The sequence below is a fragment of the Arthrobacter sp. KNU40 genome (assembly GCF_051515115.1).
Lineage (GTDB): Bacteria > Actinomycetota > Actinomycetes > Actinomycetales > Micrococcaceae > Arthrobacter.
The window spans coordinates 4,093,466-4,113,564 of the sequence record NZ_CP195850.1 but is presented as its reverse complement, the minus strand read 5'-3'; the positions used below and the strand labels follow the sequence as shown (position 1 = coordinate 4,113,564).

Here is a 20,099-nt window from a genome sequence, read left to right as displayed (position 1 = left end):
ATTTACGGCCCATGTTGCTGCTCGACATGGGCCGTAAGTGACCCCGCGTTGGGGTGGTTGGAAGTCTGCCTGTGGATAACTCCTTGTCGGGGTCGAATTGCGGTCAAACTGGATCCCATGGTCCGCATCATTCCGCTGCCGAAGGAACTCAGTGACCGTCCTTTCACGGTCTATGAATCCCGCGTGCTTGGCGTCGCTCCGAAGCGGCTCCGGGCGAGGGACGTGTCCGACGGCGGCCGCCTGATCTACTTGCCTTCGGGTCGCGAGTTTGAGTTTTCCGAAAGGGCCAGGATCCTTGCCGCGGCAACACCGGGCGCCTGGGTGTCCCATGAGAGTGCCGCGATATTGACCCGCCTCGGCCTTCCTCCGTGGCTCGGCGGCGGCGAGACGGTCCACCTCAGCAAGCCCCATGCTCTTCCCAGGGTCCGACGAACCGGAGTAACGGGGCACCGAGTCCGTGTCCTCCCGGACGAAGTCACGGAAATTGACGGAATTCCTGTGTCCTCTCCATCCCGGACGTGGCTTGACCTGGCGCAGCAGTTGCCGCTGCGGTACGTGATCGCCATGGGAGACCAGTTGATCCGCATGCCCCGGCCGGGCCTCGAAGGAAGAACGGCGCCCTACGCGAACAAGGACGGGTTGCGGCTCCTGATTCGGCAGCATCCGAACATGAAAGGCGTCGAGAAGGCCCGGCTTGCCCTTGAAGACATGCGGGTCGGAGCAGATTCGTTCCCGGAGACATTCCTGCGGCTGGCCATGGTGGATGCGCGGTTGCCTGAACCGGAATTGCAGCTCCGCGTCGATCCGGACGATCCGTGGTCGCCTTCCGCGGACCTGGGGTACCGGCGGTTCCGGATCGCCGTGCAGTATGACGGCGCCCCGCATCTCACGCGGGAACGGCAGACAAGGGACAACCGGAGGGACGAAGCGTTCACCAGTGCCGGGCAGCAACATGGGCCGTAAGTGACCCCGCGTTGCTAGTGTCCTCGGTGGTCCTGAATGGTCATCCGCGGCCCGAACGTCGGTTTGCGGAAGCCGCTGAGCCCCAGCATCCGGACTACCCGCTGCCGGTGACCGCGCCAGGGTTCCAGGAGGGCGATCATTCCGGCGTCGTCCGTTTTCCTGCCCGTGAGCGCGTAACCGATGTACGAGGCCAAATGGTAGTCGCCCACCGCGATCGAATCCGGGCAGCCATGGGTTCGTTGGACGACCTCGGCAGCCGTCCAGATGCCGATGCCAGGAATCGTCTGCATCTTGGCCCCGGCCTCCGCCGCGCTGAGTGAGGCGAGCCGTTCGAGCGCGACGGCGGATCGCAGCGCCCGCATGACTGTTGCAGAACGCTGGGGACCCACACCGGCCTTGTGCCATTCCCAGGAAGGAATGGCCAACCATTGGGCGGCGGTCGGCGCGACGAGCAGGCCCGACGGCAGGCTCGACGTCGAAAGGCGGCCCCCGCTTGGCGCTGCGGTACCGTAACGGTACATCAAGTAGCGATAGCCCCTCCGGGCCTCGATAGTGGTGACCTTTTGCTCAAGAATCGTGGGCACGAGGGAGTCCACCACACGGCCGGTGGTAGGTAAACGGACGGCGAGGTTCCGGCGTCGGGCTTCCCTGACCATCCGCGGAAGAGTCGCATGGAACGCAGCCTCGTCAAAGCCGGACCAGTCGTCCCCGCTCCCCAACAGCGCAGGCACAGAGGCGATTGCCGAATCGGCGCCGGTGCCCCAAGCCTGGGCATCGACATGCGTGTCTTGGCCGGTTCCCGCGGCGGTGAGGCGCAAGGTGACCGGACCGTCCGGCGTAGTGAACGCCATCCACACGCCGTCCTGCCGCGCAGCGAACGACGGATCGCCGTTGCCGCGCATGAGGATACCGAGGGTCTGCAGAAGGTCGAAAGGGGCGCCGGAGTGCCATCGCACCGACGCGTCGGCCGCAGCCGCTGCGGCGGGTGGGGCATCGACGATGGTCATTCATTCATGGTCGCATGCTCGTCCGACAACACTCCAAAAGTGCGGCGTTCAAGCCCCTTACGCCGCGAAACCCACACGACTAGACTCCACGTGTGGCGCGGGGCGTCTGCGCCTTCCATGACAATTTCAGGAGAACGCAATGGCCGGTGTTGTGCATTTTGAAATCCCCGCGGACGACAAGGAGCGGGCCAACACTTTCTACCAGGGTGCCTTCGGCTGGATGCTCAACCCCATGCAGGAGATGGACTACACGATCGCAATCACCACGCCGTCAGACCCGCAGACGGGCATGCCGAGCTCGCCGGGGGCCATCAATGGCGCACTTTTCCCGCGCTCGGAAGAGCTGAAGACTCCCATCATCACGGTCGACGTCGAAGATATCGAGGCATCGCTCGGCCAAATCGAGAGTGCGGGCGGTTCAGTGGTCAAGGGCAAGGATGCTGTTCCGGGAATGGGCTACTACGCCTATTTCAAGGACACTGAAGGCAACATCCTGGGCCTCTGGCAGACCGACTCTTCGGCAGGAGGCACTGCACCGGCTGAGTGAGTCGGTTGCCTATTCTCCGAAGCGCCCGCGGGCCTCCGCCGGAATCAATGGCTTCCCGGCGCGGACCTTGAGTTCCTGCACCGCCCAGGTGTTTCCGTCCGGATCGCTGAAGCCGAAGAACGTGCCGCCGTCGCGCTCGTCGAAGACGGTGATTTCGCTGGCCTCGACTCCGCGGCTGAGTATTTCCTCGCGTGCAGCGCGCGCATCCGCCACCACAAGTTGAAGGCCCCGCATGGAACCCGGCGCCATCTCGCTCTGCGCGGGCAGGTCTCCGACGACGATCGAGCATCCGGAGCCTGGCGGGGTCAGCTGCGCCACGTGCATGTGCTCGTTGGTGGTGTTGTGGTCGAGGTTGAAGCCCACCTTGTCGCGGTAGAACTCGATGGCACGGTCAATGTCACTCACGGGGAGCACAACCACTTCGAGGGTCCAATCCATGGTCCATGTCCTTTCCTTGGAGGGTGTCCCCGCTAGCTTGCCCCGCGAGGCCGTCCTTTGGCTAGACGCGAAGCGGACGCGGACCCGCCACCATCCCGACCCTCCGCTGCACAGGAGCAGTCCCGACCAGGCGGTAACTTGGTACCTATGAAGTACGCCCAGTCCGTCCTGGACCTCATTGGCAATACACCGCTCATCAAGCTCAACCACGTGACCGGGGACATCAAAGCCACCATTCTGGTGAAGCTCGAATATGTGAACCCCGGCGGCTCGATCAAAGACCGCATCGCGGTGAAGATGATCGAGGAGGCAGAGCGGGAAGGGAAGCTCAAGCCGGGCGGAACCATCGTGGAACCCACCTCGGGCAACACCGGCGTGGGACTCGCCCTCGTGGCCCAGCAAAAGGGCTACAGGTGCATCTTCGTTGTCCCGGACAAGGTCGGCGAGGACAAGCGTGCCGTGCTCCAGGCGTACGGCGCCGAAGTTGTGGTCACTCCCACTTCTGTGGCCCCGGACAGCCCGCAAAGCTACTACAGCGTCTCCGACCGGCTCGTGTCGGAAATCCCCGGAGCCTACAAGCCAGACCAGTTCTCCAACCCCGCCGCCCCCGGCAGCCACTACGAAACCACCGGGCCAGAGATCTGGCGTGACACCGACGGGAAGATCACCCATGTGGTGATCGGCGCGGGCACAGGCGGCACCATCACCGGTACCGGACGGTACCTCAAGGATGTGTCCGCCAACCGGCCGGATTCCGACGGCGGCCGCGTCAAGGTCATCGGCGCAGACCCGGCAGGCTCGGTCTACTCGGGCGGCACCGGGCGGCCCTACTTCGTGGAAGGCGTCGGCGAGGACATGTGGCCGGCCAACTACGACAAGACCGTGCCGGACGATGTCATTGCCGTCAGCGACGCCGACTCCTTCGAGATGACCCGGCGACTGGCCCGCGAGGAAGGCCTCCTGGTCGGCGGGTCATCCGGCATGGCAGTGGTTGCCGCGTTGCAGGTGGCCAAAGACCTTGGCGAGGAAGCCGTCGTCGTCGTGATCCTGCCGGACTCCGGGCGCGGCTACCTGGCGAAGATCTTCAACGACAAGTGGATGCGCTCCTACGGTTTCCTCTCCGGCGGGGAGGAAGCCTCGGTTGGCGAGGTTTTGAAGTCCAAGACGGGCGAGATGCCGGACCTTGTCCATATACATCCCAACGAGACCGTGCGCGATGTCATCAACATCATGAACGAATTCGGGGTTTCGCACATCCCGGTCCTCTCGCAGGAACCGCCGGTGGTCATGGGCGAGGTGCTCGGCGCCGTCGATGAGCGCACGCTGACCTCCAAGCTGTTCCGTGGCGAGGCGAAATTGACCGACAAGATCTCCGAGCACATGGGGGAGCGCTTGCCGGTCATCGGCTTCTTGGAAACCATCTCCGCCGCACGCGAGCTGCTTTCCGACGTCGACACCGTCATGGTGACGTTCGTCGGAGCTCCCGTGGGCATCCTGACCCGCCACGACCTTCTCGCCTACCTGAGCAACTGACACTAGGAGTTCATATGTCTGCAAACGAAGCAGGATTCAACACGCGTGCCGTCCACGCCGGCCAGGCCTTCGAACCGCGCACCGGCGCAGTGGTCCCGCCGCTGCACTTCAGCTCGACGTATGCCCAGGACGGCATAGGCGGTTTGCGGGACGGCTACGAATACGGCCGCGGCACCAACCCCACCCGCGATGCCCTGCAGGAACAGCTCGCCGCGCTCGAGGGCGGAACCCGCGCCTACAGCTTCAGCTCGGGCCTCGCCGCCGAGGACTCCTTGATCCGTGCCGTTGCCCGGCCCGGCGACCACATCGTTCTTGGCAACGACGCATACGGCGGAACGTACCGGCTCATCAACCGGGTGCTCGGTGAGTGGGGCATCGGCAACACACCAGTGGACATGTCCAACCTTGACGCCGTTGCGGCGGCCGTCGCGGCGAACAAGACCCGCATCGTCTGGGTGGAGACTCCCTCCAACCCGATGATGAAGATCACCGATATCGAGGCGCTCGCCAAAGTAGCGCACGACGCCGGTGCCCTCCTTGTCGTCGACAACACCTTCGCTTCGCCCTACTTGCAGACCCCGCTCGCCCTGGGTGCCGACGTCGTGGTCCACTCGACCACGAAGTACATCGGCGGCCACTCGGACGTCGTGGGCGGAGCGATCGTGGTCAAGGACGCCGAACTGGCCGAAAAGATCGGTTTTGTGCAGTTCGCTGTCGGCGCCGTGTCCGGACCCATGGATGCGTTCCTGACCACCCGGGGCCTCAAGACACTCGGTGTGCGCATGGACCGCCACAGCGAGAACGCCCAGGCCGTGGCTGAATGGTTGCTTGAGCGCCCCGAGGTTGAAGCCGTGCTGTACCCGGGCCTGCCTTCCCACCCGGGCCACGAGCTCGCGGCCAAGCAGATGAAGAAATTCGGCGGCATGATTTCCGTGCAGTTCAAGGGCGGCGAAGCTGCGGCCCGCAAGGTGGCCGAGTCCACCCAGGTCTTCACGCTGGCAGAATCCCTGGGCGGCATCGAATCCCTCATGAACTACCCCTCGGAGATGACGCACGCTTCGGTCAAGGGCACCGAGCTGGCCGTTCCGGTCAACCTGATCCGGCTTTCCTGCGGCATCGAGGACGTCGAGGACCTGATCGCGGACCTCGAGCAGGCAATCGGCAACATCACTGACTGATAGCCCCTCAACTTCTGACCTTTTTTGATGACCGGATTGGCCGGGACGCGCCATCACAGCGGCGTGTCCCGGCCGATTTGCCGTCAAACATGGTCAGGTTTGGTGTGCCCCTCGCAAAAGTCTGGCTTTCTTTAGAAAAGCCAGCTAATCTCAAACCATGCCCTTACGATCCGATTGGTCCGAGCGGACGTGCAGCCTGGCCCGCGGCCTCGATATCCTGGGCGACCCGTGGGGAAGCCTGGTGCTGCGGGAGGTCTTCTTCGGCAACGGCCGTTTCGATGCCATCAAGACCCGCCTCCACATCGCAGACAACGTCCTCAGCAAAAGACTGGGTTGGCTGGTTGAAGCGGGCCTCCTTGCCCAACGGCCGTATCTGGATGGCGCTCGGACGCGCCAGGAGTACGTCCTCACCCCCAAGGGCGAAGATGCCTTGCCTGTCTTGAACGCCATCATCCTCTGGTCCGAAAAACATCTCGACGCCCCGGCGGACAACGCCCATATGCGCGTGATCCACAATGGTTGCGGACTGCCGACGGCGTCGGCTGATACCTGCTCCCACTGCGGGTCCCGGCTGACCGCCGCCAACACCAGCTGGCATAGCCTGACGCGGTCTGAACACCCGTTGGCTTTGGCCACTGCCCCCGCCAGACGCGACCTCCCGAACGAATCGGAGCCCTCCGCATGACCGCACCCAGTCCCACCAAACTTTCCGCCGGCAAGACACCACGGAAGCGGCGCCTCCACCCCGCTTGGATGGTGGCCGCCGTCGCGTTCCTGGCACTTGTGGGCGCTGCCGGGTTCCGCGCAGCGCCCGGCGTGCTCATGGTGCCGCTCCAGCAGGAATTCGGCTGGTCAACAACCGTCCTGTCGCTCGCCGTCAGCATCAACCTGGTGTTGTTCGGCCTCACGGCGCCCTTCGCTGCCGCGCTCATGGAACGCTTCGGCATCCGCACCGTCACCTCGATTGCCCTCTGCCTGATCGGCCTCGGCTCCGCGCTGACGGTGTTCGTCAGCCAGTCCTGGCAGATCCTGCTGACCTGGGGTGTGCTGATCGGGCTCGGCACCGGATCCATGGCCCTGGTTTTCGCGGCCACCATCGCCAACACGTGGTTCTCCAAGAACCGTGGACTCGTGATCGGCATCCTGACGGCGGGCAGCGCCGCCGGGCAGCTTGTGTTCCTGCCCTTTATCGCCATGCTCGCGCAGAGCCCGGGCTGGCGTGGCGCCTCGCTGCTCATCGCAGCCGGTGCGCTTGCCGTAGTGCCGCTCGTGCTGCGCTGGCTCAAGAACTCGCCCGCGGACGTCGGGGTCCGGCCTTACGGTGCCGAAGAAGAGCAGCCGACGACGGCGGAAGCCGCCCCTGCCGGGGACGCCACCCAAGCTGAAGGCGCCAAGACGCCTAACGCGGCTGTGCGGGCCCTGCAGGTCCTCAAACGCGCCAGCAAGGTGCGCACCTTTTGGGCACTGGTTGCCGGTTTCGCCATCTGCGGCGCTACCACCAACGGACTGATCGGCACCCACTTCATTCCCTCTGCGCACGACCACGGGATGCCGGAAACCACTGCGGCGGGCTTGCTGGCCGTCGTCGGGATCTTCGACATCGTGGGCACCATCGCTTCAGGTTGGTTGACGGACCGTTTCAATCCCAAGGTGCTCCTCGCTGTGTACTACCAGTTCCGCGGAGTCGGGCTGTTGGTGCTGCCCGTGCTTTTGGGCTCGACGGTGCAACCCAGCATGATCCTGTTCGTTGTGGTCTACGGCCTGGACTGGGTAGCCACTGTGCCCCCGACGGCGGCCATCTGCCGGAAGGTGTTCGGGGCGGACGGGTCTGTGGTGTTCGGATGGGTCTTTGCCGCTCACCAGCTCGGGGCCGCGGCTGCCGCGTTGCTCGCGGGCTACATCCGTGACGCCACCGGCCATTACACCTACGCATGGATCGGCGCGGCAGCGATGTGCACGGTGGCCGCGGTCATCAGCGCCACAATCCGGAAGGATGCGGGGAAGAAGGAGCCGGTTGCCGTCGGAGCCTGATCCTCGCACCGGAAGCTAGCGGAAAGCCGGAACCCCCGTGATGTATTGGCCCAGGATCAGCGTGTGTACCTCGTCCGTCCCTTCGTAGGTCCGCACTGATTCCAGGTTGTTGGCATGGCGTAACGGCGGGTAATCCAGCGTGATGCCGTTGCCACCCAGAATGGTGCGGGCTTCACGGGCGATCTTGATTGCCTCGCGCACATTGTTGAGCTTGCCCACCGAGATCTGTTCGGCTCGCAGTTTGCCCGCATCCTTGAGCCGTCCAAGATGTAGCGCGAGCATGGTGCCCTTTTGGATTTCCAGGACCATGTTCACGAGCTTCTCCTGGGTCAACTGGTAGCTGGCCAAGGGTTTGCCGAATTGCATGCGGCTTCCGGCATATTCGAGCGCGGCTTCGTAGGAGTCACGGGCCGCGCCCATGGCACCCCAAGCAATGCCGTATCGCGCCTCGTTGAGGCAGGAAAACGGGCCGCGGAGGCCAACGGCACCCGGGAGGAGGGCTTCCGGACCGAGCCGGACGGCGTCGAACACCACATCGCACTGGATCGAGGCGCGCATGGAAAGCTTCGCGTCGATGGGAGTCGCGGTGACTCCCGGAGTTCCGGCGGGAACCAGGAAGCCCCGGATGCCGTCGTCAGTATTTGCCCACACGATCATGACGTCGGCGATCGATGCCATCCCGATCCAGCGCTTCGAGCCATTCAGCACCCAGCCGGCGTCGTCGCCCGTCCCGTCGCGGCGCGCAAAGCTGGCCATCGACGACGGATCCGAACCCGCCGTCGGCTCTGTCAAGGCAAAACAGCCGATCAGTTCGCCGGCTGCCATGCGCGGGAGCCATTGCTCCTTCTGCTCTTCGCTGCCCCACTTGTGGATCGCCGTCATGGCCAGGGAGCCCTGGACCGATACGAAGGTCCGGATGCCGGAATCGCCGGCCTCGAGTTCCATCGCGGCGAGGCCGTATTCGACGGCGGTGCGGCCCGGGCAGCCGTAGCCCTCCAGGTGCATGCCAAGGACACCGAGTTCGCCGAGTTCCGCCGGCAGTTCCCGCGGGAACACCGCGTCCTCGTACCAGCGGGCGATGTTCGGCCGGATCCGCTGGTCGGTGAAATCGCGTACCTTCTCGCGAAGCTCCAGTTCCTCGGAGCTCAAGAGGGAATCAAGGGCAAGGACATCGGAGGTATTCGTCGTTGAATGGCTCATGCCAGCATCCTAAGGCCGGACATGTTCCCCGCAGCGTCCTGTAGAGACCGTCGACGCGGGCGCGGCACCCGCGTCGTGCCAGAATTGAGCCATGGCCGCCGCGGACGTGAACGCAATAGGGCTGCAGCTTCGGGCAGCCAAGGGGATCGGGCGACGCCGCATCCTGGCGGGACTGGTCTTGGCCCTGCTGCTACCCTCCGCCATCGAAGTCATGGTATCCGTGCTGGAATACCGGAACTTCGCCATGATCATGCTCTTCCAGCTGGCCGTGTCCGCCGCCGTTGCCGCAATCGGGGGATTATGGCCGGCCGTGGTATCCGCCGTCCTCGGCAGTATGCTCTTGAACTACTTCTCGGCCGAACCGGTGGGCTCCCTGTCGATTGCGGATCCCGCCACGCTTCTCACTCTGGTCATCTTCCTTGCTGTGGCGTGCGGAGTGGCGCTCGCCGTCGGTTTGGCGACCCGACGGGCCCAAGAGGCCGCGCACTCCGGCGCCGAAGCAAAAGCCCTCAGCGAATTGGCCCTTCGTATCCTGAGCTCGGACGGCAGCCTCGAGTCTTTCCTGGACAAGATCCGCGTCAACCTCGGCATGGAGTCGATGACGCTGCTCTCCACGTTTGACTCGCCGGATGCCCCCTGGCCGAACTGGCAGGTCCTTGCAAGCTCAGGGCTTCAGCCGCCGGTGACCCATGCGGCAGCCGACCATGCCGCCATCGTCGATCGCAACTACACGCTCCTGCTCCGGGGCGGGCCGCTTTCCGAACAGCATCGGCGCATGCTCGCGGCGTTCGGCGCCTTCGTGGTCGCGTTGCGGGAGCGCCAGCAGCTTGTCAAGAGCAGGCAGGACAACGTGCGCCTGGCCGAAGGCAACAAAATGCGTACCTCCATCCTGCGCGCCGTCTCCCATGATCTCCGTACTCCTCTGGCGGGCATCAAGCTTGCTGTCAGCAGCCTGCGACAGGAAGACGTGACCTTTGCCCCCGAAGACGAGCGCGAACTGTTGGCCACCATCGAGGACTACGCGGACCGCTTGGATCACTTGGTGGACAACTTGCTGGACATGTCCCGGATCACCGCGGATGCCGTGAACCCTTTGCTGCGCGGACTGGGCTGGCACCAGATCATGCCGCAGGCTTTGCGAGGCGTGCCGGGGGAGCGCATCCGCAACGAGCTTCCTGCCAACCTTCCGTACGTTGAGGCCGACGCCGGGATACTGGAACGCGTCGTGGCGAACCTTGTGGAAAACGCAGTGAAATACGCACCTGACTCCGATGTTGTGCTTGTCGCCAGGACCGGAGCGGGCATCACGGTGGACGGACGGCCGGCCAGCGAACTGCGGGTGATGGACCATGGTTTGGGGATCGCGCCCGCTGCAGTCCTGGAGCTCTTCCAGCCTTTCCAGCGACTCGATGACTCTCCATCCAGCCGGGACGGCCGCAGCGGAATCGGCTTGGGACTCGCTGTGGCCAAGGGATTCACGGAGGCCATGGGCGGTACGCTCATGGCTGAGGCGACGCCGGGAGGCGGGCTGACCATGGTGGTCACACTCCCTCTGTGGACAGGAGGGCGGCCTTGAACCTCGTGCTGATCGTGGAAGATGAGGCGCAGATCGCCCGCGCGATGCAAATCAATCTCCATGCCCACGGCTACCACGCCATCAGCGTGGGCAACGGCGCGGATGCGCTTAAGGCGGCGGCCCAGCAGCCCGTGGACATCGTGGTGCTCGACCTTGGGCTTCCGGACATGGATGGCGTGGATGTGATCAAAGGAATCCGCGGCTGGAGCAGCATGCCCATCATCGTGTTGTCCGCCCGGCACGGTTCGGAAGACAAAGTAGAGGCCCTCGACGCCGGAGCCGACGACTACGTGACCAAGCCTTTCGGCCTGGACGAACTGCTGGCCAGGCTCCGTGCCGCCTCGCGGCGGGCAGCGCCCCGGCACGAAGTGCCGACGCTCCAGACCGCCGACTTCCTGGTTGACCTGGCCGGAAAGAAGATCACCAAAGACGGCGCAGAAGTGCGGCTGACACCCACGGAGTGGAACATCCTGGAATTGCTGGTGCGCAACGCCGGCCGGCTGGTCAGCCAGCAGCAGATCCTCACCCAGGTCTGGGGACAGGCCTACGCGAAGGAGACCCAGTACCTGCGTGTCTACATTGCCCAGCTCCGGCGCAAGCTCGAACGCGACCCTGCACAGCCCCGCCATCTCCACACCGAGGCCGGCATGGGATATCGCTTCGATCCGTAGCTGCGTACGTAGACTGTAGTTATGGATACCGCATCGTTGCTTGCTGTTTGCCGGGTATACGAACTCCTGCCCGATCCCGAAGGGTCGGTCGGAGTGACGGCCATTGACAAGCGCCCCGTTGACGGGCCTGTGAAGGTCCACAAGCTGGGAATCCACGGAGACATCCAGGCGAGCCGGATCCACCACGGGGGCGAGGACCAAGCGCTCTATGCGTACTCCCAGGCGGATGCCGATTACTGGGCCGGTGAACTCCAGAGGGACATGCCCGCCGGGATCTTCGGGGAGAACCTCCGCGTTGCCGGGATCGAGACGAGCGGTGCCGTGATCGGCGAACGGTGGAAGATCGGCCTGGACGTCGAAGTCGAGGTCACCTCCCCGCGCGTGCCGTGCGCAACGTTCCAACGCCGCATGAATGAACCGCAGTGGGTCAAGCGGTTCACGGAAGCTGGACGCGTTGGAACCTATATGCGCGTGGTGAAGACGGGTTCCATTTCGGCCGGGGACTACATCCACAAACTGTTTGTGCCGAAACACGGCATCACGGTGGGGCAGTGGTTCAGCAACCCCAACCTCGATGACATGCAGTTGCTCCTCGACGCAGAGGCCGACGGCGAAGTCCTGCTGCAGTCCGACTACCACGACATCTTCGAAAAGCTCATGCGCCGCAACGGGGTGGACGCCTGATCCGGCTTCGAACGGACGTCCTCGAACGGGCGTCCTGAGGGGCTGCCTTGAGGGCACTCGGGGCGGGTTTGTGCGCAAGCTCACCGCCGCCGTCGACAGTTTTGTCGCCAAGGGACCAATCTGTGCCCTACACTTGAAATATCCCCCACTCCGGAAATCCCTTTTTCCTGCCCAATTCTTGAGGCAGGACTGGTCAGTGTTGGGGCCCGCAAAATGTGTGTGGGCAGTTTCATAGGGAGAGCCGGGCGAAGAAAACGCTGTACAGACTGCTGAGATAGCAGCCAAGAGATGCAGCGGGAAGTCCTGCCTTGGGATTGCGACAGCGCCGGACTTCTTGCGAGCAACAGAGCCTTCGGGTTCTTCTGTTCGCAACGTGTACTGCGGCCAAGCCCAACCGGGCCGCGCCGACTGGCCCCCTATGGATGAGGAAACTTTCCCCTATGCCCGAAAACCTGAACGACCCGTTCGTCGCCGAGTCTGCTGAAGAAGCAGAGACCGCCGTCGAGATCGCCGAAACCGCACCCGCCGCTGAATTCATCGAGGCTGCTGCGCCGGTTGAGGCTCCTGCCTTCACTGAGGCACCCGCTGAAGCTGAGGCACCCGCAAAGGCTTCGGCCCCGGCTGAGGCCCCGGCCGAATCACCCGTCGAAGAAGAGGAAGAGGGCGTCCGCTTCGTCGACCTCGGAATCGACCCCCGCGTCCTGGCGGCCCTGCAGGACGTCGGCTACGAGAAGCCGTCTCCGATCCAGGCAGCAACCATTCCGCTGCTGCTCGAAGGCCGCGACGTCGTCGGCCTCGCCCAGACCGGCACCGGTAAGACTGCAGCATTCGCAGTACCGGCACTGTCCCGCCTGGCCGAACTCCACGACCTCAACGGCCCGTCCCGCAAGACCCAGGCCCTGGTTCTCGCCCCGACCCGCGAGCTTGCGCTCCAGGTTGCCGAGGCCTTCACCTCGTACGCCAAGCACATCGATGACTTCACGGTTCTCCCTGTCTATGGTGGCTCCGCCTATGGCCCGCAGCTTGCTGGCCTGCGCCGCGGTGCACAGGTTGTTGTCGGTACCCCGGGCCGCGTCATCGACCACATCTCCAAGGGTTCACTGGACCTTTCCGAGCTGCAGTACCTCGTACTGGACGAAGCCGACGAGATGCTCCGCATGGGCTTCGCCGAGGACGTTGAGCAGATCTTCCAGCAGACCCCGGAAGACCGTCAGGTTGCGCTGTTCTCCGCCACCATGCCGAGCCAGATCCGCCGGATGTCCAAGCAGTACCTGAATAACCCTGCCGAGATCTCGGTCAAGTCCAAGACCACCACCGGCGCCAACACCCGCCAGCGGTACCTGCAGGTCATGGGCCCGCACAAGCTCGACGCACTGACCCGCATCCTCGAGGTGGAAGAGTTCGACGGCGTTATCGCCTTCGTGCGCACCAAGATGGCAACCGAGGACCTGGCTGACAAGCTGAAGTCCCGCGGCTTCCAGGCCGCCGCGATCAACGGTGACATTCCGCAGCAGCAGCGCGAACGAACTGTCGACGCGCTGAAGGAAGGCCGCATTGACATCCTGGTCGCCACCGACGTCGCGGCCCGCGGCCTTGACGTTGAGCGCATCAGCCACGTGGTCAACTACGACATCCCGCACGACACCGAGTCTTACGTCCACCGCATCGGCCGTACCGGCCGTGCAGGCCGTAGCGGCGACGCCATCCTGTTCATGACGCCTCGGGAGAAGTACCTGCTGCGTTCGATCGAGAAGGCCACCCGCCAGCCGGTTGAGCAGATGCACCTGCCCACCGCCGAGACGGTCAACACCTTGCGTCTGGGTAAGTTCGCGGACAAGATCACGGAGACCCTCGAATCCGAGGACGTCGCCGCGTTCCGCGACCTGATCTCCTCCTACGAAGAAGAGCACAACGTTCCGGCTTCGGAAATCGCCGCTGCACTGGCCGTCATGGCACAGGGCGGACAGCCGCTCCTGGTCAAGGAACTGCCGGCCGCGCCGGAATTCCAGAAGCGCGAGCGCTCCAAGGACGGCTTCGGTTCCCGTGGCCCGACCCGCACCCTGACCGAGGGCAACGCCACCTACCGGATCGCCGTCGGACGCCGCCAGCGCGTCATGCCGGGTTCGATCGTTGGCGCCATTGCCAACGAAGGCGGCATCTCCTCGGCACAGATCGGCGGCATCGACATCCGCTCGGACCACTCCTTGGTGGAGCTTCCGGCGGACCTGAGCCCCGAGCAGCTGCGCGCACTGTCCCGCACCCGGATCGGCGGCGAGCTGATTCACCTCGAGCTGGACAACGGTCGCAAGCCGGCCTCTGACCGTGGCGGCGAGCGTGGCGGTTACTCCGGTGGCAGCCGCGGCGGCGACCGTGGTGGCTACTCCGGTGGAGACCGTGGCGGAAACTTCAAGGGCAACGGTGGCTTCAAAAAGGAGTTCCGTAAGACCGAAGGCGACCGTGGTGGTTACTCCGGTGGCGAGCGTTCCTCCGCTGACCGTGGCGGTTACACCGGTGGCGAGCGTTCCTCCGCTGACCGCGGCGGCCGTTCCTACAGCGAGCGCAGCGGCGCCAGCGCCGGCGCCGGAACGGGCAGCTACGCCGACCGGGGCGCACGCAAGCCGCGCACTGGCGGCGACGCAGGCAACCGCGATTTCAACCGCAAGGGTAAGTGGTAAACAGGACTAGTTCCTGGGTTTTTGGCGGAGGCCGGCTTTCGAGCCGGCCTCTGGCTGTTTAACGACGGCCCGCCTTTAACGACGGCCCAGGTCCCGCGCACGCCTGACTGTACCGTTTTCCCCATTTGACGGCCCTGAGTATCAAGAATGACCGACCCGCCGTGTCGTAAACGCTGTCCCAAACCAAACATGGGGAAGACGCGCGGCCCGTGGGTGTGGAAAGGTTGGTTCATGGGTTTCCTTGATGGGTTGAAGAAGAACCTCGGCTTCGACAAGGCCGAACACAAGCCGACTGGACGGGCCTCGGAGGCCCCGCATGAGGCCGCTGAAGCCTCAATGGGGGAGACAGTCCAAAGTGCCGGGCCCGAGCCGTCAGCGGGAGCTCTCGTGGTTCCTGGCACCGCAGTGCCCGACGCCGGCGCTCCCGCCGCCAGCGAGGGGCAGGTCACCGAAGTCGTAGTGGAAGCAGACGATACCCTGAGCGGCATAGCCATGCAGTTCGGCGTTGACTTGGATGCCCTGATCGCAGCGAACGCGGATACCGTGCCCAACCCGGACCACATCTACCCGGGCCAAGTACTCCGCCTGCCCTGATTCGGACGCTTTCCGGCTCAAGAATCCGGTGCGGATGCAAATTGTGTCGGCGCCGTTTATCCTTGTCCCGCAGCCGATTTGTGGCCTGAGAAATCGTCCGGTAGAGTATTTACTCGTTGCCCCCCTAGCTCAGTGGTAGAGCGCGTTCTTGGTAAGAACGAGGTCACCGGATCGATTCCGGTGGGGGGCTCTGAATGAGGGCCTGTGTCAAGGCGGTTTTTGACCGGCTTGACGCAGGTTTTTCTCATTCGTGGCGGTGTAGCTCAGTTGGTTAGAGCGCACGACTCATAATCGTGAGGTCGGGAGATCGAGCCTCCCCACCGCTACCAAGACAGACCCCCGGAATCCGCGAGATTCCGGGGGTTTCTTCATTTCCGGGACTAGCCGATGAGTGCCAGGGTGTAGCTACTCCTGTAGCTACCCGCTACACGTAGCCACCGAACGACTGGCAGGAACGCCGAGCGTCTGGCGCCCGGGCTGGATTGTGCAGTCCGGGGAGGACTTGCTGTAAGGATTTCGTAAAGATCGTGCCGGAAGGCTGAGGGCGAGCGCGACCTGCCGATAGCTTCAGAGAAGCGCCGCCATCTGAGGTTCCCCCCGATTCTGAGGTGGCGGCGCCTTTCGAAGATTGGCCCAGCCTTAGACTGTTGCGGTGGAAATTACCTGCACCATTAAAGCGCCTGACGGTAGCTTCAGCCATGTCACCGAGACGGCCGCTACCTATGCGGAAGCACCTGCCGCAACACGGGCCAAGGTGCCAGAGGGCAGTCGCATGATTGCGATCCGCACCGACCGCTAGAGGCTCCCCGCACGAAGCGCGGAGCTCCCATTGCTCCTTAGTCGTGAGACAGAGCTTCCTTTCGGGCTTTCAACGTCTTACGCCACTTCCAGGCTCCGGCGGCCACGGGCAAGACGGCGATTAACCAGATGATGTAACCGTGCGGTGCCCCGTGATCAGTCTGGGAAGCTTGGTCGGCACTGATTGGTTTGGCAGGTGCTGAGCTGTCCGGGGCGCCGGCTGTACTGGATGTGGCTATCGAAGGTGTCGGACCTGCGGTCGCCGCAGATGTGCTCGGTGTGGGTGGGGCAGTCGTGGCCGTTACGGGCGCTTCTGACTGGACTGCCGAGCCGCCGCACCGGGGACGGCGTCGGCTGGGACCTCCGCCGTTCCGGCAACCGCGCCTGAGTTTGCGGCCGTGTGACCACTGGCCGGTGCTTGGACGCCGTTAGCCGGACCCGGCGCAGGTTGGCGGTCGGCTTGGGCTGGCGCCGGTGCAGGCGCAGGGACATTTACGGGTGCATTGGGGGCGGGTGGCTGATACCCAGCTGGAGGTCCCGGGACGTAGACCGGCGCTGCAGGCGCATTGACCACCGGGGCGGGAGGTACTGCCCCATATGGCCCTCCGCCACCTCCTCCCAGATCGACACTCGAGTTTCCGCCGGTGCCTCCGCCGCTTGGGTTCGGCGAGCAGAAGCCAGCCCCGCCACCGAGATCGTTCCAATGGAACCCAGTAGGGCGGGTGCCGGCTTGGGCGGCTCCTGCGGCGCTGATGGCAATCAGCGCCGCGAGCGGCAATGCCGCTAGTAGGGCCGTACTTCGAAGCGTGGTCCTAAGTGTTCCCATGATTCCACCATAAAACTGTGGCCGCGCAGAATCGGCGGTGCCCCAAATCCTACTGGATATGAAAGAAACCGCAGGTCAGGAGCCTATTCCGCTTCGATCGTTTGTCTATGGTGCGCGACTGATTGTGGCGGAAGAGTTTTGGAAGCCGGCGAGGCCTTGGGAGCCATTACCGGTACGGCGCCCCAAAGGCAAGGATGACAATTCCCAGCGAGTCAGAGTCTCGTGAAATGTCATTCTGACTGCACCAACCGTCTGCGACATGATGAAGTCATGTGCGGACGCTACGTAGTTTCCAAATCGATTTCCGACCTGATGCACGCATTCGATGTCCACGAGTCTTATGTCGATGAGCTGCCGCCTTCCTACAATGTCGCCCCGACAGACACGGTGCCATTGATCCTGGATCGGAGTTCCGGAGAGGGTGAGCCGGTGACGCGGAAGCTGGTCACTGCGCGCTGGGGCCTCGTGCCGTCGTGGGCGAAGGACACCAAGGGTGGCGCGCGACTGATCAACGCGAGGATGGAAACGGTCACTGAGAAGCCATCCTTCCGGAAGGCCGCCTCGGCGAGGCGCGGATTGCTCGCCGGTGACGGCTACTACGAGTGGGAGAAGAAACCCGGCGGCGGGAAGATCCCCACCTATCTGCATGATGCCGATGACCAGATCTTGGCGTTCGCCGCATTGTTCGAGAACTGGCCGGATCCTGCGTTGCCGGACGGTCACCCCGAAAAGTGGTTGCGGACGGCCACGATCATCACAACGGCTGCCTCAGACGCGCTCGGGCACATCCATGACCGCACGCCGCTAATCGTGCCCACTGACATGTTCTCGGACTGGCTCGACCCTGAGACGACCTCCGAGACCGACGTCCGGGCGCTGCTGGATTCCATGCCTGAACCCCACCTCATGCCTCGCGTGGTCAGCGACAAGGTCAACTACGTGCGGAACAACGGCCCCGAACTCATCCAGCCGGCCGCCTGATCCGCCGTCCACTGTGCCGCCCGGCTGATTTCGGCGTACCGTCAGCGATATTCGCAACCCGCTGGGGATCGATCTGCGCCTGTCTTCCGCGTCCAAACATCACAACAACAGTCACGAGTGGCGCTCCTATGAACACCGCCAGGACCCAGATCCACTGTTGCCCGTCCACGCTTCCCCCAATCTGAGCTCAGCCCTGGCAAAAGCCAGCTTGAGGCTCTCGGTTTGGATTCTGCGCGAAACCCTAGATTGACGCGTAGCCACGGTCGCGAGTAGCCGCTACTCGTCTTCGGAGTCTCTGGCACGTCAAATTCTGCCCGATAGCGGATGCCGTTGTTAACTAAACGGTGTCGGCCCGCGGTGGCAGACACTGGCTGTGGAGGAAAAGAAGTTCTGGCGGCCGCCGCTTTCGTTTCCAGGGCAAGGCTGGGGGGGCGGTCTCAAACGGTGGAGCGCGGCTAAGGCCGACTGGGGATTGACGGCGGCGTGTAGTCAGCGGGGAACCCTGACGAAACGGTCAGAGTGACTACAGTGCCGGTTGTGATCAGCGTCCCAGATGCGGGCGCAAAGGATCTCCAGTCAACCTACAGCCGATGATGACGGCCGTGGCCTGCGCATCTTGGCATTTGTCACCGGCGTCCAAAGGCTATAACAACGGCTACCACGGCCGCGACGACTAGCACCGCCGCAACCCAGATCCACTGCTGTCCGTCCAAGTTCCCAATGTCCAGTTCTCTCTATTGCGGTCCTAGCACATGCTGAGCTGCAATTGCTCCGGTCACGATAAGTTCGCGGCCTTTGGTGGAGAACTCCTCTCTGACGTCCTCCGGCATCGCGTCCAGTGCGTCGAGAAGAGCTTGGGCTTGGCTTGATGTGGTGGCTACATCTACCGTCGTGAGCAGTGCTCTGGTGTCACCGGGAGTCTTGCGGCTTCCGACCAGCAAAGCGATCGCGTCGTCCAAGTGCCTAGGGTGGTTTTCCATGCGTCCTCCATATTTGCCCTGATGATTCGCTCGCGACTGTACCCCAGGCCAAGGAGTCTCGGTAAGGGGTCTGTTAGTTGAGCGGCGTTAGGTTTCGCTACCCTGACGGGCTATCGGGCCTTCAGGTTTGGAGATTCTGATGGCCCGCCGCCTGGTGTCCTCGTTGAGCGTCCGGGAGTGCGGAGCCTTTCGCCTCGTTGAATGACCGCCTTCCCTGTGGTCTGACCTCGTTCATTCATCTCAGGGGGCCATGGTGCAGTTCGAACGTTCAGCCGGAATCTTCAAGGCCGGAATCTTCAAAGCCGGGGTATTCATGGCAATCAGCGGCCCAATTGTAAGTGCCCTGGGAGCCGTTGTGGCGGCCCCGAACTTGGCTGCGCTTTCGACTGGCAATCCGAACCGGGGTGCATTGGTTATCGGCGCGCTCATCGCCATCCTCGGCGCCCTTATGGCGGTTGCTAGCTACATTATGATTCTCGTGGCGGTGTACCGTGCCTTGGTCAAAATCGATGCCCTGCCTGTGCGCCAGCCGTCCCGGTCCGCCGCGACACAATCGACGCCCGTAGCCCGCTATGAGTACTGACCACGCTATCTCCGAACTTGACTGAGTGAACTCAGCGAGTGTCACCTGACGCGAAGTTGGACGGCCCGCGAAGAAGGTCCCATCACTTTTCGGCAAACGCAGGAATAGAAAGTTGGTCGCCCCTAAAATGGACAAAAAATCCGACAACATACCGGAATCCGCCACGGCGGGCGGTTTTCCGCCGGACCAAGCGCTAGCCGCACTTTATGGTGCCTTGAATGATCGTGTTGGGGACCGAGACCAGATGATGTGGCAGGCCCCGGCCATGGCAATGACAGCGCAGGCGTTCCTCCTCGCCATCGCGCTCGGCCACGACACAAGTTGGCTTGCCCAATTTCTCGCCGCGCTACTCGGAGTCGCGGTCACGGTCATGTCTATTCAGCTGATGCTGAAGCATCGGTTCTTCATGGCGACTGATGAGCTACTGATGATCGCACTCGAGCGCAGAATGGGCATGGTATCCAGCGCCGTCGATTGGGACACCAAGGTAGGCACCATCTATCAGTACAACTGGACCGAGGGCCGGACCTGCCGCGTTCCGCGTCGCGAGGGGATGGTGAATTGGAAGAGCGTTACCGTTTGGGTTGCGGGACTTGCCCTGTTCGCGTTAGTCAATATCTTGGTCCTGGTCCTGGCTGGCCAGGCCTTTTGGCTGTTGCCTGTCCGGAGGTGAAAGGCGTCGAACGGGAAGCCTCACTGGTTGCTTGTCTTGTGACGAAATAGCTTAGGGAAAGGCTCGTGGGTCACAATCTGCGGGACGGCCCCCGGGGCGTCCTCGGCGGGTTCCTGGATAGCACGCCGCCCGGTGGGGGTTACCCTTCCGCGAGGCCATGG

General features: G+C 63.6%; 18 protein-coding genes and 2 tRNA genes. 16 read left to right on the top strand and 4 right to left on the bottom strand.

The genetic code is table 11. From position 1 onward, the window contains the following. The first annotated feature begins 117 nt into the window (after positions 1–117). Entirely contained in the window at positions 118–963 is an 846-nt protein-coding gene (locus tag ACSKT0_RS19130) for a hypothetical protein (protein ID WP_437771118.1), read from the top strand. A gap of 14 nt (positions 964–977) precedes the next feature. Here ACSKT0_RS19130 and ACSKT0_RS19125 read toward each other — a convergent pair whose 3' ends face one another. Next, a complete protein-coding gene (locus tag ACSKT0_RS19125) occupies positions 978–1,970 on the bottom strand; it encodes a DNA-3-methyladenine glycosylase family protein (protein ID WP_437771117.1) in 993 nt (330 codons plus the stop codon). Between the two features lie 139 nt (positions 1,971–2,109). Here ACSKT0_RS19125 and ACSKT0_RS19120 point away from each other — a divergent pair, with 139 nt between their 5' ends. Next, positions 2,110–2,517 carry a VOC family protein gene (locus ACSKT0_RS19120; RefSeq protein ID WP_236812371.1) on the top strand — a complete coding sequence of 136 codons (408 nt, stop codon included), beginning with the start codon at positions 2,110–2,112 and terminating at the stop codon, positions 2,515–2,517. 9 nt (positions 2,518–2,526) lie between these two features. Here ACSKT0_RS19120 and ACSKT0_RS19115 read toward each other — a convergent pair whose 3' ends face one another. Then, positions 2,527–2,955, bottom strand: coding sequence for a VOC family protein (locus ACSKT0_RS19115; RefSeq protein ID WP_437771116.1), 429 nt, complete (start codon positions 2,953–2,955; stop codon positions 2,527–2,529). 147 nt (positions 2,956–3,102) lie between these two features. Between ACSKT0_RS19115 and ACSKT0_RS19110 the strand changes: the two genes are divergently transcribed. The 4 genes from ACSKT0_RS19110 to ACSKT0_RS19095 all read left to right on the top strand — a co-directional run bounded on the left by ACSKT0_RS19110 (position 3,103) and on the right by ACSKT0_RS19095 (position 7,697). After that, entirely contained in the window at positions 3,103–4,488 is a 1,386-nt protein-coding gene (locus ACSKT0_RS19110; RefSeq protein WP_437771115.1) for a cystathionine beta-synthase, read from the top strand. Between the two features lie 14 nt (positions 4,489–4,502). Further along, positions 4,503–5,666, top strand: a complete 1,164-nt coding sequence (locus ACSKT0_RS19105) for a cystathionine gamma-synthase (RefSeq protein WP_437771114.1) — start codon at positions 4,503–4,505, stop codon at positions 5,664–5,666. A gap of 157 nt (positions 5,667–5,823) precedes the next feature. After that, positions 5,824–6,351 (top strand): winged helix-turn-helix transcriptional regulator, encoded by a 528-nt coding sequence (locus ACSKT0_RS19100; RefSeq protein ID WP_345448684.1) that lies wholly within the window; start codon positions 5,824–5,826, stop codon positions 6,349–6,351. Further along, positions 6,348–7,697 carry an MFS transporter gene (locus ACSKT0_RS19095; protein WP_437771113.1) on the top strand — a complete coding sequence of 450 codons (1,350 nt, stop codon included), beginning with the start codon at positions 6,348–6,350 and terminating at the stop codon, positions 7,695–7,697. Before ACSKT0_RS19100 ends, ACSKT0_RS19095 begins: the two co-directional genes overlap by 4 nt. A 15-nt stretch (positions 7,698–7,712) precedes the next feature. Here the strand turns inward: ACSKT0_RS19095 and ACSKT0_RS19090 are convergent, their stop codons facing one another. Beyond that, positions 7,713–8,897, bottom strand: coding sequence for an acyl-CoA dehydrogenase family protein (locus tag ACSKT0_RS19090; RefSeq protein ID WP_437771112.1), 1,185 nt, complete (start codon positions 8,895–8,897; stop codon positions 7,713–7,715). A 91-nt stretch (positions 8,898–8,988) separates the two neighbouring features. On the opposite strand from ACSKT0_RS19090, the gene ACSKT0_RS19085 reads away from it, so the two are divergent. The 8 genes from ACSKT0_RS19085 to ACSKT0_RS19050 all read left to right on the top strand — a co-directional run bounded on the left by ACSKT0_RS19085 (position 8,989) and on the right by ACSKT0_RS19050 (position 17,702). Then, positions 8,989–10,473: a sensor histidine kinase gene (locus ACSKT0_RS19085; RefSeq protein WP_437771111.1), complete on the top strand. Its 1,485-nt coding sequence runs from the start codon at positions 8,989–8,991 to the stop codon at positions 10,471–10,473. Continuing rightward, the gene (locus tag ACSKT0_RS19080) at positions 10,470–11,144 is read left to right on the top strand and encodes a response regulator (RefSeq protein ID WP_236812356.1); all 675 of its coding nucleotides are present in this window, start codon (positions 10,470–10,472) and stop codon (positions 11,142–11,144) included. The genes ACSKT0_RS19085 and ACSKT0_RS19080 overlap by 4 nt, the downstream gene beginning before the upstream one ends. A 21-nt stretch (positions 11,145–11,165) precedes the next feature. Further along, positions 11,166–11,828: an MOSC domain-containing protein gene (locus ACSKT0_RS19075; RefSeq protein ID WP_437771110.1), complete on the top strand. Its 663-nt coding sequence runs from the start codon at positions 11,166–11,168 to the stop codon at positions 11,826–11,828. 440 nt (positions 11,829–12,268) lie between these two features. Next, positions 12,269–14,503: a DEAD/DEAH box helicase gene (locus ACSKT0_RS19070; RefSeq protein ID WP_437771109.1), complete on the top strand. Its 2,235-nt coding sequence runs from the start codon at positions 12,269–12,271 to the stop codon at positions 14,501–14,503. Between the two features lie 231 nt (positions 14,504–14,734). Beyond that, positions 14,735–15,097 (top strand): LysM peptidoglycan-binding domain-containing protein, encoded by a 363-nt coding sequence (locus ACSKT0_RS19065; protein ID WP_437771108.1) that lies wholly within the window; start codon positions 14,735–14,737, stop codon positions 15,095–15,097. A 118-nt stretch (positions 15,098–15,215) separates the two neighbouring features. Beyond that, positions 15,216–15,287 (top strand) — tRNA-Thr (locus tag ACSKT0_RS19060). A 62-nt stretch (positions 15,288–15,349) separates the two neighbouring features. Then, positions 15,350–15,426: transfer RNA gene (locus ACSKT0_RS19055), tRNA-Met, on the top strand. 1,565 nt (positions 15,427–16,991) lie between these two features. Then, the gene (locus tag ACSKT0_RS19050) at positions 16,992–17,702 is read left to right on the top strand and encodes an SOS response-associated peptidase (RefSeq protein ID WP_437771107.1); all 711 of its coding nucleotides are present in this window, start codon (positions 16,992–16,994) and stop codon (positions 17,700–17,702) included. Positions 17,703–18,436: 734 nt separating this feature from the next. Here the strand turns inward: ACSKT0_RS19050 and ACSKT0_RS19045 are convergent. Continuing rightward, entirely contained in the window at positions 18,437–18,682 is a 246-nt protein-coding gene (locus ACSKT0_RS19045; protein WP_437771106.1) for a hypothetical protein, read from the bottom strand. 250 nt (positions 18,683–18,932) lie between these two features. Here ACSKT0_RS19045 and ACSKT0_RS19040 point away from each other — a divergent pair, with 250 nt between their 5' ends. Together ACSKT0_RS19040 and ACSKT0_RS19035 are read left to right on the top strand one after the other, a co-directional pair. After that, complete coding sequence (locus ACSKT0_RS19040; RefSeq protein WP_437771105.1) at positions 18,933–19,265, top strand: hypothetical protein; 333 nt, start codon at positions 18,933–18,935, stop codon at positions 19,263–19,265. Between the two features lie 265 nt (positions 19,266–19,530). Beyond that, entirely contained in the window at positions 19,531–19,938 is a 408-nt protein-coding gene (locus tag ACSKT0_RS19035; protein ID WP_437771104.1) for a hypothetical protein, read from the top strand. The last annotated feature ends 161 nt before the right edge of the window (positions 19,939–20,099 follow it).